This is a genomic window from Halomonas sp. GT (assembly GCF_002082565.1).
Lineage (GTDB): Bacteria > Pseudomonadota > Gammaproteobacteria > Pseudomonadales > Halomonadaceae > Vreelandella.
Genome location: NZ_CP020562.1, coordinates 355,008 through 367,231 on the forward strand (window position 1 = coordinate 355,008; position 12,224 = coordinate 367,231).

The 12,224-nt window shown below is 53.3% G+C and carries 10 protein-coding genes; 7 read left to right on the top strand and 3 right to left on the bottom strand.

The features are described 5' to 3' along the window. Nucleotides 1–68 precede the first annotated feature (68 nt). From nusA to B6A39_RS01745, 7 genes are all read left to right on the top strand, one after another. Nucleotides 69–1,583, top strand: coding sequence for a transcription termination factor NusA (nusA, locus tag B6A39_RS01715; protein ID WP_030074115.1), 1,515 nt, complete (start codon nt 69–71; stop codon nt 1,581–1,583). A 26-nt stretch (nt 1,584–1,609) separates the two neighbouring features. After that, nucleotides 1,610–4,153 (top strand): translation initiation factor IF-2, encoded by a 2,544-nt coding sequence (gene infB, locus B6A39_RS01720; protein ID WP_083000722.1) that lies wholly within the window; start codon nt 1,610–1,612, stop codon nt 4,151–4,153. Between the two features lie 17 nt (nt 4,154–4,170). After that, entirely contained in the window at nt 4,171–4,587 is a 417-nt protein-coding gene (gene rbfA, locus B6A39_RS01725) for a 30S ribosome-binding factor RbfA (RefSeq protein ID WP_083000724.1), read from the top strand. Further along, the gene (gene truB / locus B6A39_RS01730) at nt 4,587–5,507 is read left to right on the top strand and encodes a tRNA pseudouridine(55) synthase TruB (RefSeq protein WP_083000727.1); all 921 of its coding nucleotides are present in this window, start codon (nt 4,587–4,589) and stop codon (nt 5,505–5,507) included. Before rbfA ends, truB begins: the two co-directional genes overlap by 1 nt. Before the next feature lie 119 nt (nt 5,508–5,626). After that, a complete protein-coding gene (gene rpsO / locus B6A39_RS01735) occupies nt 5,627–5,896 on the top strand; it encodes a 30S ribosomal protein S15 (protein WP_009723734.1) in 270 nt (89 codons plus the stop codon). Between the two features lie 137 nt (nt 5,897–6,033). After that, the gene (pnp, locus tag B6A39_RS01740) at nt 6,034–8,196 is read left to right on the top strand and encodes a polyribonucleotide nucleotidyltransferase (protein ID WP_083000730.1); all 2,163 of its coding nucleotides are present in this window, start codon (nt 6,034–6,036) and stop codon (nt 8,194–8,196) included. An 89-nt stretch (nt 8,197–8,285) separates the two neighbouring features. After that, nucleotides 8,286–9,455 (top strand): MFS transporter, encoded by a 1,170-nt coding sequence (locus B6A39_RS01745; protein ID WP_083000733.1) that lies wholly within the window; start codon nt 8,286–8,288, stop codon nt 9,453–9,455. An 87-nt stretch (nt 9,456–9,542) separates the two neighbouring features. On the opposite strand, the gene B6A39_RS01750 is transcribed toward B6A39_RS01745, so the two are convergent. The 3 genes from B6A39_RS01750 to panC form a co-directional block, all read right to left on the bottom strand. Beyond that, nucleotides 9,543–10,721: an acetyl-CoA C-acetyltransferase gene (locus B6A39_RS01750; protein ID WP_030074109.1), complete on the bottom strand. Its 1,179-nt coding sequence runs from the start codon at nt 10,719–10,721 to the stop codon at nt 9,543–9,545. A 221-nt stretch (nt 10,722–10,942) separates the two neighbouring features. After that, complete coding sequence (gene panD / locus B6A39_RS01755; protein ID WP_009723730.1) at nt 10,943–11,323, bottom strand: aspartate 1-decarboxylase; 381 nt, start codon at nt 11,321–11,323, stop codon at nt 10,943–10,945. A 26-nt stretch (nt 11,324–11,349) separates the two neighbouring features. Continuing rightward, nucleotides 11,350–12,219 (bottom strand): pantoate--beta-alanine ligase, encoded by an 870-nt coding sequence (gene panC / locus B6A39_RS01760; protein ID WP_083000735.1) that lies wholly within the window; start codon nt 12,217–12,219, stop codon nt 11,350–11,352. Nucleotides 12,220–12,224: the final 5 nt, after the last annotated feature.

The window sequence follows — 12,224 nt, forward strand, 5'->3', positions numbered from 1 at the left end:
GGGTGGCGGCTTCCGGCAGGCTGCCGGGATGATGCACAAAAGGACAGGTTTTCTGGCGAGGCAAACGCATGAGTAAAGAAATTTTAATGGTCGTGGACGCGATCTCTAACGAAAAAGGCGTCCCCCGCGATGTTATTTTTGAAGCGGTTGAAGCCGCGCTAGCTAGCGCGTCACGCAAGCGTTTTGATCAAGAAGAAGCCAATGTGCGCGTCCATATCGATCGCCGCACGGGCGACTACGATACGTTCCGCTACTGGACCGTTGTCGAAGATGACGAATTTGAAACACCTGATTATGAAATTAAAGAAACCATCGCTGAGCAGCGTGATCCGCCGCTTAAACTAGGTGATGTGGTTGAGAAAAAAATTGAAAATGCCGTGTTTGGCCGTATCGCTGCGCAAACGGCAAAGCAGGTTATCGTTCAAAAGGTGCGTGAAGCTGAACGCGCTGAAGTTGTTCGTCAGTACGCTGACCGCGAAGGCGAGTTGGTGGCAGGTATTGTCAAGAAAACCACGCGTGACGGGTTGATTATTGACCTGGGTGAAAATGCTGAGGCGTTTTTGCCGCGTAACGAAATGATTCACGGTGAGCGCTACCGCATGAATGAGCGGGTACGCGCATTGCTAGTAAAAGTTGATCCTGACGCGCGTGGTGCCCAGCTACAGCTGTCACGCACCTGTCCTGAGTTCATTATTGAGCTGTTTAAAATTGAAGTCCCGGAAATTGCGGAACAGCTGATTGAAATCAAAGGTGCGGCGCGCGACCCTGGCTCACGGGCCAAAATCGCCGTTAAAACTAACGACCGCCGCATCGATCCTGTTGGGGCGTGTGTTGGTATGCGCGGCTCTCGCGTACAGGCAGTGTCGTCAGAGCTGCAAAATGAGCGTGTCGATATTGTGCTGTGGGACGACAATCCGGCGCAGTTGGTGATAAATGCCATGGCACCTGCGGATGTGGCGTCTATCCTGGTGGACGAAGATGCTCACGCCATGGACGTTGCCGTTGCTCAAGATAATCTGGCTCAGGCCATTGGTCGTAGTGGCCAGAATGTGCGCTTAGCCTCTGAGCTAACAGGCTGGCGCATTAACGTGATGACCGAAGATGAAGCTGAGTCAAAGCGTGAGCAGGAAATTGATAGCTTGGTGGACTCCTTTGTTCAGCATTTAGAAGTGGATGAAGACGTTGCCCGCTTATTAGTAGAAGAAGGGTTTACCACCCTGGAAGAAGTTGCCTACGTGCCGCTTGAAGAGATGCTCGAAATCGAAGAGTTCGATGAAGATTTGGTGGAAGAGCTGCGTGCACGAGCGAAAGACGAGCTGCTGACGATGGCCATTGCCTCGGAGGAAGCGCTAGACGGTGCCCAACCAGCAGACGATCTGCTGGATATGGACGGCATGGAGCGCCACCTGGCCTTCATTCTGGCTAGCCGAGGCATCGTCACCATGGAAGATCTCGCCGAGCAGTCTGTCGACGATCTGGTCGATATCGAGGAGTTGGACGAAGCGCGCGCAGCGGCACTGATCATGACTGCCCGTGCGCCCTGGTTTGAAGACGATGGCGTATCGGATTCGAACACACAGTAAAAGGTCACGGGCTGAGGAGGGTCACTATGTCAGATATGACAGTTAAAGATTTTGCAGTAAAGGTGGGCCGTGATGTGCCCCGCCTATTGGAACAAATGAAAGAAGCTGGTTTAAAGCATGCGTCAGAAAGCGACGCTGTGTCGGAAGATGACAAGCAAACGCTGCTAAGCTTTTTGAAAAAAAGTCATGGCGGTGGTGACAGCGATGCTAGCAAAAACCGCATTACGCTGACGCGCAAGACACGTAGCCGTATTAAAACAGGCGAGCGCGGAAAAACGATTGAAGTGCAGGTGCGTAAGAAGAAGACGTACGTTAAGAGCGCTGAAGACGATAAGCCGAAGGCACCTGAGCCTAAGCACTCTGGCCCGCGTCAGCTGGTAGGTGATATGGCAGAAGCGGAAGCCGAGCGTAAAGCTCGCGATGTTCGCGAAGCTGAAGAGAAGGCGGCAGCGGCTAAAGCGAAAGCAGCAGAAGATGTCGCACGTAAAGCCGAGGAAGAAAAAGCCAAGGCAAAAGCGGCTGAAGTGCCCGAAATCGCTGTGCCTGAGCTTCAAATCGACGATACCCCAGCACCTGATGATTTGCCGCCTGCGCCGCCGAAAGAAGGTCGAACGGATCGTCGTACAGCGCCGCCCAAAAAGGCAGCGGCTAAGAAAAAAGGCCGTGATGATGAGGATGATCGTGGTGATCGCGAAGAGCGTAAGCGCGGTGGCGGCGGTAAGAAAGTAAAACGTGCCGAACGTCGCGGCGGTCGTCGTGGTGGTGCCAGCCAGAGTGGCAACGGCAAGCATGCTTTCCAAAAGCCGACTCAGCCGATCGTCCGTGAAGTCTCTATCCCTGAGTCAATCAGCGTTGCTGAGTTGGCCGACAAAATGTCGATCAAAGCCAATGAAGTGATCAAGGCTATGTTCAACATGGGCGCGGCAGTGACCATCAACCAAACGATTGACCAGGATACAGCGGCTATCGTTGTGGAAGAGATGGGACACAAGGTCAAGCTGGTGAAGGACGATGCGCTGGAAACGGAAATGCTCGAAGGCATCTCCTATGAAGGCGAAGAGATCACCCGTTCACCTGTGGTCACCGTTATGGGTCACGTTGACCACGGTAAAACATCGTTGTTGGATTATATCCGTCGCGCGAAAGTCGCCACTGGCGAAGCGGGTGGTATTACCCAGCACATCGGTGCTTACCACGTGGAAGACAACCACGGCGGCGTTACCTTCCTGGATACCCCTGGCCACGCGGCGTTTACCGCAATGCGTGCCCGTGGTGCTAAAGCGACCGACGTCGTTATCCTGGTTGTTGCTGCTGATGACGGCGTAATGCCCCAGACGATTGAAGCGATCGAACACTCCAAAGCTGCTGAAGTTCCCATGGTGGTGGCGGTGAACAAGATCGACAAGCAGGGCATCGATCTGGATCGCATTAAGAACGAGCTTTCGCAGCATGGCGTGATCTCCGAAGAGTGGGGCGGCGATACCCAGTTTGTGCATGTGTCTGCACATACGGGTGAAGGTATCGAAGAGCTGCTGGAAGCTATTCAGTTAGTTTCTGAAGTGCTTGAGCTGACGGCTGTGCCTTCTGCGCCAGGTAAAGGTGTTGTTGTTGAATCGCGTCTTGATAAAGGCCGCGGTCCGGTAGCCACCGTTCTGGTGCAGAACGGAACGCTGAAGAAAGGCGATATCGTCCTTGCGGGTCTGCATTATGGCCGCGTTCGTGCGCTTACCAATGAGCTGGGCAAGCAAGTGGATACCGCTGGCCCTGCTATGCCGGTCGAAATCCAAGGTTTGGATGGCACGCCGGATGCAGGTGATGACTTCATGGTCGTTGCCGATGAGAAGAAAGCCCGTGAAGTGGCTAACTTCCGTCAAGGCAAATACCGCGAAGTGCGCCTGGCACGTCAGCAGAAGGCCAAGCTGGAGAACATGTTCAGCCAGATGGGCCAAGACGAAGTGGCCAAGGTCAACATCGTTCTGAAAGCCGACGTTCAAGGTTCGCTGGAAGCTATCAAAGGCGCCCTGGAAGAACTCTCCACCGGTGAAGTTGAAGTTGCCGTGGTCTCCTCGGGTGTTGGCGGTATCACCGGTACTGATGCCAACTTGGCGCTTGCTTCTGAGGCTATCGTCGTCGGCTTCAACGTCCGTGCTGATGCCGCTGCTCGTGAAATCATCGAACGTGAAGGTCTGGATCTACGCTACTACAGCGTTATTTACCAGCTGATCGATGAGGTTAAGCAGGCGATGAGCGGTATGCTTGCTCCCGAGTGGAAAGAAGAGATCGTGGGTGTGGCCGAAGTACGCGATGTGTTCCGCGCACCGAAAATTGGTGCAGTGGCTGGCTGTATGGTTGTCGAAGGCACCGTATCGCGCAGCAAGCGTATCCGTGTACTGCGTGACAACGTTGTGATTTACGAAGGCGAGCTCGAGTCGCTGCGCCGCTTCAAAGATGACGTTCAAGAAGTGCGTAATGGCATGGAATGCGGCATCGGCGTGAAGAACTACAACGATGTTCAGGTCAACGATAAGATCGAAGTCTTTGACCAAGTGAAGGTCGAGCGCAGCCTGTAAGGCCGCGAGGAGCAATCATGCGCGAATTTAAGCGTACCGACCGAGTTGCTGACCAGCTCCAAAAGGAGCTGGCAGTACTGATCCAGCGCGAAGTGAAAGACCCGCGTTTGGGCATGATAACGGTGAGCGGCGCGACCGTTAGCCGTGATCTTGGCTACGCCGATATCTATGTCACCTTATTGGGTGAGCAAGATCCCGCGCGTATCAAAGAAAACCTGCAGGTGCTAAAGCGCGCTGGAGGCTTTCTAAGAAGCCAAATTGCCAAACGTATTAAGCTGCGTCACGTACCTGAACTGCGCTTTCATTACGATGAAAGCGTGGTGCGTGGCCAGCACCTCTCATCACTGATCGACGAAGCGGTTTCAACTGACCGCGCACGTCAACAGGATGATGAAGAGGGTAGCGACGATGGCAATGGTGAGGAGACGCGCTAATGGCACGTCGCCGTCGCGGATTGCCGGTTAATGGCGTATTGCTGCTGGATAAGCCTAAGGGCATTTCCAGCAACCATGCGCTGCAGCGTGTGCGTCGTCTGTTTGAGGCGCAAAAAGCCGGTCATACCGGCACGCTGGACCCTATGGCAACAGGCTTGTTACCTATTTGCCTTGGGGAGGCCACTAAGTTTTCCGCGCACCTGTTAGAAGCCGATAAGATGTATCGCACCCGTGTAGAACTGGGTGTGATCACAGATACCGGTGATGCTGAAGGTACGGTCATTGAGCGGCGAGAGATTCCCAGTTTAACGACTGAGGATGTCGAGTCAGTCCTAGCTCGCTTTCACGGCGAGATTGACCAAGTGCCGCCGATGTATTCAGCATTGAAGCATCAAGGCAAAAAGCTTTATGAGCTTGCCCGTGAGGGTAAGCACGTTGAGCGTGCAGCGCGGCGAGTAAGCGTGTATGATGCGCGGCTGCTTGCTTTCGAGGGCACGGCCTTTGAGATGGAAGTCAGCTGCAGCAAAGGCACGTATATTCGCACCTTGGCTGAAGATATTGGCCATGCGCTGGGCTGTGGAGCCCACATTAGCCAGTTGAGAAGGCTCAAAACAGGGCCCTTTACCGGCGATGCAATGTGGACACTGGAAGGTCTTGAGGCACTGGCAGACCAAGTCACCCGGGAGGCTGAACTAATGCCTGCGGATGTGCTGGTCGATCATTTGCCGTCGCTGACGGTGGATGAAACGGCTTACGGGCGCCTGGCACACGGTCAAACGGCTAGCTTAGCCATTGGTGTGCTTGAGCCTGGTACGCTGGCAAGACTTTATTACGCTGAGACGTTTATCGGCCTTGGCGTTGTAAAAGGGGCGCAGGAAGTAGCTCCCAAGCGACTGTTAAGTACCGTTGCTATCTCGTAAAGCGTTGCAAGGACGTAGCGATTTGCGCGAAAATTGTACGTGAAGATAGTTGCATGAGACTGCAAATATGCGTGGTCTCACCCATTCAATTTTAGGCATATTGCTTACTGGAGAGACAGATGGCATTAACCGCTGAGAAGAAGGCCGAGATCGTCAACGAATACGGCCGCGGCGATAACGATACCGGTTCCCCTGAAGTTCAGGTTGCACTGCTGAGCGCCAATATTAACGGCCTGCAGGACCACTTCAAAACCAACAAGCAGGATCACCACTCTCGTCGTGGTCTGATCCGCATGGTAAACCAGCGTCGTAAGCTGCTGGATTACTTAAAGCGTAAAGATTTTGAACGCTATCAGTCTCTGATTCAGCGTTTAGGTCTGCGTCGTTAATCGTTAACGGCAACGATCAAAAACGGGCAGCCCCTTGTGGGCTGCCCGTTTTTTTGTTTCTGGTAGCCGTATGGCGCCACAGCGCCTAGAATGGTGGCGAGTCAAAACGACCCAAGCGAAAAGACAAGTAGATATTAATGTTAAAGGAAGTCGCCGTGAATCCGGTAAAAAAAACGTTTCAATACGGTCGTAGCACCGTCACTCTAGAAACTGGGCGTATTGCTCGCCAAGCCACTGGCGCCGTTATGGTGACCATGGATGAAACCGTCGTATTGTGTACGGTTGTGGCCAAAAAAGAAGCGAACCCCAATCAACCTTTCTTCCCACTCTCGGTACACTACCAAGAGAAAACTTACGCAGTTGGCAAAATCCCCGGCGGCTTCTTTAAGCGCGAAGGGCGCCCTACTGAGAAAGAAACCCTCACCTCGCGTCTGATTGATCGTCCGATCCGTCCGCTATTTCCTAAAGGGTTTATGAACGAAGTGCAGGTTATCTGTACTGTTCTGTCGACTGATCGTAATCATGACCCCGATATCGCAGCCCTACTGGGCACCTCAGCAGCGCTGGGTATTGCTGGTGTGCCGTTCAACGGCCCGATTGGCGCGGCACGTGTGGGCTTTAATGAAGAGCAGGGCTACTTCCTAAACCCAACCGTTGAAGAGCTGACTACATCAGAGCTGGACATGGTTGTTGCCGGTACCGAAAACGCCGTACTGATGGTGGAGTCGGAAGCCCAGGAACTGCTTGAAGACGAAATGCTGGGTGCCGTGCTGTTTGGTCACCAGGAAATGCAGGTAGCCGTTAGCGCGATTAAAGAGCTGGTCGCTGAAGCTGGCAAACCGCGTTGGGATTGGCAGCCCGCTCAGGAAAATGTAGCACTGAAAACGGCCATGGCCGATGCCTTTGAAGCCAAAGTAGGTGATGCTTATCGCATTACTGACAAAATGGCTCGTCAAGATGCGCTGTCAGCGCTGAAAGATGAAGCGGTTGCACAGTTGGCCGCTGCTGAAGGCGAAGAAGTAGAAGGTAAGTTCAGCAAAGATGACGTGAAAGGTGCGTTTGCTGGCCTTGAAAAGCGCGTTGTACGCTCTCGTGTCGTAAAAGGCGAGCCCCGTATCGATGGACGCGACAATGCCACTGTACGTCCTCTAGCGATTGAGGTGGGTGTACTGCCTAAGACACACGGTTCGGCAGTATTTACCCGTGGTGAAACCCAGGCCATCGCCATTGCGACCTTGGGCACCCTGCGCGATTCGCAGCTGATCGAGTCTTTGGAAGGTGAGCGTAAAGACCGCTTTATGCTGCACTACAATTTCCCTCCTTACTGTGTTGGTGAAGCAGGCTTTATGGGCGGTCCGAAGCGCCGCGAAATCGGCCATGGCCGTTTAGCTCGCCGTGGCGTTCAAGCGATGTTGCCATCAGAAGACGTCTTCCCCTATACCATCCGTGTGGTATCGGAAATCACTGAATCTAACGGTTCTAGCTCCATGGCGTCAGTGTGCGGTTCCTCACTCGCGCTGATGGATGCTGGTGTGCCGTTAAAAGCACCGGTGGCAGGTATTGCTATGGGCTTGGTAAAAGATGAAGACGGCTATGCGGTATTGACCGACATCCTGGGTGACGAAGACCACCTGGGCGATATGGACTTCAAAGTTGCCGGTTCTGAAGAGGGCGTTACTGCTCTGCAGATGGACATTAAGATTGAGGGCATCAATGAAGAGATCATGGAGAAAGCGCTGCAGCAGGCTCATGATGCTCGCCTCAGTATCCTTGCTCAGATGAACGACGTGATCAGTCAAAGTCGTACCGATGTGTCGGAGAATGCTCCGTCTATGGCGACAATCAAAATTGATCCGGACAAGATTCGTGATGTGATCGGTAAAGGCGGCGCGACGATTCGTAAGATTTGCGAAGATACCGGCGCCTCTATTGATCTAGATGATGATGGCACCGTTCGCATCTACGCCGAAGATAAAGCTGCTGCCAAAAAAGCGATCGATACCGTGCTCGCAATTACCGCAGAAGCTGAAATTGGTAAGCTTTACAACGGTAAAGTGGTTCGCATTGCGGACTTTGGTGCTTTCGTTAACATCATGCCGGGTACCGACGGCTTGGTTCACATATCGCAAATTGTTGCCGAGCGCGTTAACAACGTGCGCGACTTCTTAAATGAAGGCGATGATGTGATTGTGAAAGTACTGGATATCGACAACCGCAATCGTGTGAAACTCTCAATTAAAGAGATCACCGAGGAAGAGAAAGCAGCATTTGCCGCTGCCGAGGCGGATGTCGCTAACTAAAGCGATGCAGACGTAACGACCGCCCCCGCAGCTTTTAGTTGCGGGGGCGGTGTCGTTTTATAGGAAGTATAAGAAAAGAGAAGAGAGCCATGGAGAAGGAGCAAGCGCCGCGTTGGTGGGCGGTGGTGGCCGTGATGATCGGCATTTTTTTATTGGTGACAGCTGAGCAATTACCTATAGGGCTATTGTCCCAGGTAGCGTCATCAATGGGTGTCACGCCAGGTATGGCGGGTCTTATGGTTACTGTACCGGGGGTGGTTGCCGCTTTCTCTGCGCCGCTGTTGCCGGTAGCGGTAGGCCGATTAGATAGACGCATCATGCTCACGTTGATGATGATTGTGATGGTGATTGGCAGCGCACTTTCAGCCGTGGCCAGCAATTTTGGGTTACTACTGGCAGCTCGTGTGTTGGTGGGCATTAGTATCGGCGGGTTTTGGGCCATAGCGGGAAGTATTGCCCCAAGGCTAGTGCCCAGCGATCAGGTTGCCAAGGCCATGACGATTATTTTCGGTGGTGTGGCCGCCGCGTCAGTATTGGGGGTGCCACTAGGCACGCTACTTGGGGATCTTAGCAACTGGCGGGTGGCGTTTGGAGCGCTAGGAGGGCTGAGTCTTTTAACCGCCATTGCACTATGGTGTTGGCTACCACCACTACCGCCAAGAGAGCCAGTAAGATTGCGTATGTTAGCGCAGCAGTTTAGCAACCGTGGTGTGCGAGTCGCGGTGTTAACCACTGGTTTTGTTGTTGTTGGGCACTTTGCTGCTTATACCTTTATTAGCCCCATCCTGCAGGAAATTAGCGGCGTAGCTCAGCGCCATGTTGGCAGTTTGCTGCTGCTATACGGGGCGGCCGGTATCCTGGGTAATATCGCGGCAGGTATCTTTGCTGGGCGTCACCCTTATCGGGCGGTATTGGCCATTCCTAGTCTTTTATTGTTAGTTGTGGCTATTTTCCCGCTACTGGGAGTTCAACCTACCAGCGGCGTACTGCTGCTAATGGTGTGGGGTGCTGTTTTTGGCAGCGTATCAGTCAGTATTCAAACCTGGATTATACGTACGGCACCTAATACCGAGGCTGCTACCGCACTGATGGCCTTTACCTTTAATATGTCAATTGGTTTAGGGGCCATGTTTGGTGGTCGTATCGTCGATGGCACTAGCCTACCGATTGCTATGTGGGCGGCATCAGTGCTGTTTTTGCTTGGGGCTTTACTGGTATGGCGAACGCCTTCGAGCATTGTAGGGGAGAAGCGTCGCTAGTCCTTAAAAAAGCCGTAAAATTAAGCTAACAAAAATGCCCCCGCTAAGTAGCGGGGGCATGACGTTTGAGCGCACTAAACGAGGGGCTTAGGGACGTTCAATCGCTAGTGCAACACCTTGACCACCGCCAATACATAGGGTGGCTAGGCCTTTCTTAGCATCACGCGCAATCATTTCATGCAGTAGGCTGACCAAGATGCGGCAGCCAGAGGCACCGATCGGGTGGCCGAGGGCAATCGCGCCGCCATTAACATTCACTTTGCTGACATCCCAGCCCAACTCTTTGTTGACTGAAAGCGCTTGAGCAGCGAATGCTTCGTTAGCTTCTACTAGGTCAAGGTCGTCCAGGCTCCAGCCAGCTTTTTCGAGGCAGCGGCGGGTGGCCGGGGCTGGGCCAATGCCCATGATTGCGGGGTCAACGCCAGCGTTAGAGTAAGCGGCAATACGCGCCAGTGGCTCTAAGCCAAGTTCTTTGGCTTTTTCTGCTGAGCAAAGCATCACCACTGCAGCACCATCGTTTAAGGATGAGGCGTTACCGGCGGTAACGGTGCCGTCTTTCTTGAACGCCGGACGCATACCACCTAGCTTCTCAGCGGTAACTTCCCGTGGGTTCTCATCAGTATCAAACACCACTGGATCGCCTTTGCGCTGCGGAATTTCCACAGGAACGATCTGGCCTTTGAATTTACCATCTCTGATGGCTTGTGCGGCTTTTTGCTGAGAGGCCGCTGCGAATTCGTCCATCGCTTCACGAGTGATACTGTATTTTTCCGCTAGGTTTTCCGCGGTAATACCCATGTGATAGTTGTTGAATGCATCCCACAGGCCATCGTGAACCATGGAATCAATTGCTTTCCAGTCGCCCATGCGCTGACCGTTACGCGAGTTAGGCAGGATGTGGGGGGACGCAGACATGTTTTCCTGTCCACCTGCCAGAATAACGCTGGCGTCACCGCAACGGATTGCCTGGGTAGCCAAGTGTAGGGCCTTTAGGCCTGAACCACATACCTTGTTGATCGTCATGGCGGGAACGGCATCAGGCAGGCCAGCTTTGATAGCTGCCTGGCGTGCAGGGTTTTGACCTACGCCAGCAGTCAGTACTTGGCCTAGCAACACTTCATCAATTTGCTCTGGGGCAACGCCGGTAGAGGCGAGAATGTCTTTAATAACCAATGCACCTAAGTCGCTAGCAGGAATGCCAGCGAGTGATCCACCAAAGCTTCCTACGGCGGTGCGGCGAGCGGCGACAATAACCACGTCTTGCATATGATGACTCCTTGGGTAAGTAACGCAACGTTCCGAGTGAGGACAGGGGCTTCAGGGGAAGCTGACTATCCATTGTTGTTAGCATGTTGTGTCAAACTTATCTATCAGCATAGGGGAAGGTTGTGCGTTGCGGCAATACGCTTTTTTAGGCAAATAAAAACGGGCCGATCAACGGCCCGTTAAATAGGTGCTTACAATAGCTGGTTACTCAACTGCTTGGCTTAGGCTAACTGCACAGGAATCGCATTGCTGGTGTGGCTAACGTGATTGCCTTCTTGCAGATAGACAAGCGCTGGCTGATGGTTTTCAAGCTCTGCTTCGGAGTAGTGGGCGTAACTACAAATAATGATCCGATGTCCCGGTGAAGCTAAATGCGCGGCTGCGCCATTGATGGAAATTAGCCTAGAGCCTTCTTCTCCACGAATCGCGTAGGTGGTGAAACGCTCGCCGTTTTCGACGTTATAAATTTGGATTTGCTCGTTTTCGCGAATACCGGCCATATCCAGCAATTCCCCGTCGATAGCACAGGAACCTTCATAATTGAGTACCGCGTGGGTAACGCGAGCCATATGCAGCTTGGCTTTAAGCATAATCGTGTGCATAGACACTCCTAAATAGCGAAACTAGCTTACGCGCTAGTGTCAGTGGCAGCGTTTGGGAGCTGCACGCTGATGTTGTCAATAAGTCGAGCTGGGCCTAGCTTAGCCGCTGCTAGTAGCACGGCACTGCGTGTCGAGCTGCTCACAGGAGCAAGCGTTGCGTCACGTAGCTCAAGGTAATCAGGCGTAAAGCCAGCATCATACAGTGCCGTTTTACCCTGTTGTAGTACCTCTTTGACGGAGGTGCCTTGCTCTAACGCATCGCGTAGCTCGCATAAGGTGCGGTATAGCATGGGGGCTTTTGCGCGCTCAGACGCACTTAAATAACCATTACGAGAGGAGAGCGCTAGGCCGTCATCGGCGCGCACAATCGGTACGCCGATAATCTTGATGGGCATGTGTAGATCACTCACCAGCTTACGAATGACCGCAAGTTGCTGGTAATCTTTTTCACCGAAGCAAGCCACATCCGGCTGCACCAGATTAAATAGCATGCTGACCACAGTAGAAACGCCATCAAAGTGCCCAGGGCGCGAGCCTCCGCACAATCCTTCGCCTACGTCGGGGACATGCACAAGGGTCTGGGCAGCCAGGCCATTGGGGTAAAGCGCGCTGACGGTGGGGGCGAAGAGAATATCGCAGCCAGCATCGGTCAACTGCGCTTGGTCTACCTCGAACGTCCGTGGGTAGGCGTCCAGGTCTTCCCCGGGACCGAACTGCATTGGGTTCACGAACAGGCTTGAAATGACGACGTCAGCGTGCTGACGAGCATTGGCCACAAGCGCCAAGTGGCCTTGATGCAAGTTGCCCATGGTGGGCACTAAGGCAATGCGCTGACCACGCTGGCGGTCTTCGCGGAGCGTGCTGCGTAATTCGTTGATATCTCGTAAAGTGCGCATAAAGG

Coding starts and splice junctions, on each gene's coding strand:
- nusA (WP_030074115.1), top strand. CDS start 69: ATGAGTAAAGAAATTTTAATGGTCGTGGACGCGATCTCTAACGAAAAA.
- infB (WP_083000722.1), top strand. CDS start 1,610: ATGTCAGATATGACAGTTAAAGATTTTGCAGTAAAGGTGGGCCGTGAT.
- rbfA (WP_083000724.1), top strand. CDS start 4,171: ATGCGCGAATTTAAGCGTACCGACCGAGTTGCTGACCAGCTCCAAAAG.
- truB (WP_083000727.1), top strand. CDS start 4,587: ATGGCACGTCGCCGTCGCGGATTGCCGGTTAATGGCGTATTGCTGCTG.
- rpsO (WP_009723734.1), top strand. CDS start 5,627: ATGGCATTAACCGCTGAGAAGAAGGCCGAGATCGTCAACGAATACGGC.
- pnp (WP_083000730.1), top strand. CDS start 6,034: ATGTTAAAGGAAGTCGCCGTGAATCCGGTAAAAAAAACGTTTCAATAC.
- B6A39_RS01745 (WP_083000733.1), top strand. CDS start 8,286: ATGGAGAAGGAGCAAGCGCCGCGTTGGTGGGCGGTGGTGGCCGTGATG.
- B6A39_RS01750 (WP_030074109.1), bottom strand. CDS start 10,721: ATGCAAGACGTGGTTATTGTCGCCGCTCGCCGCACCGCCGTAGGAAGC.
- panD (WP_009723730.1), bottom strand. CDS start 11,323: ATGCACACGATTATGCTTAAAGCCAAGCTGCATATGGCTCGCGTTACC.
- panC (WP_083000735.1), bottom strand. CDS start 12,219: ATGCGCACTTTACGAGATATCAACGAATTACGCAGCACGCTCCGCGAA.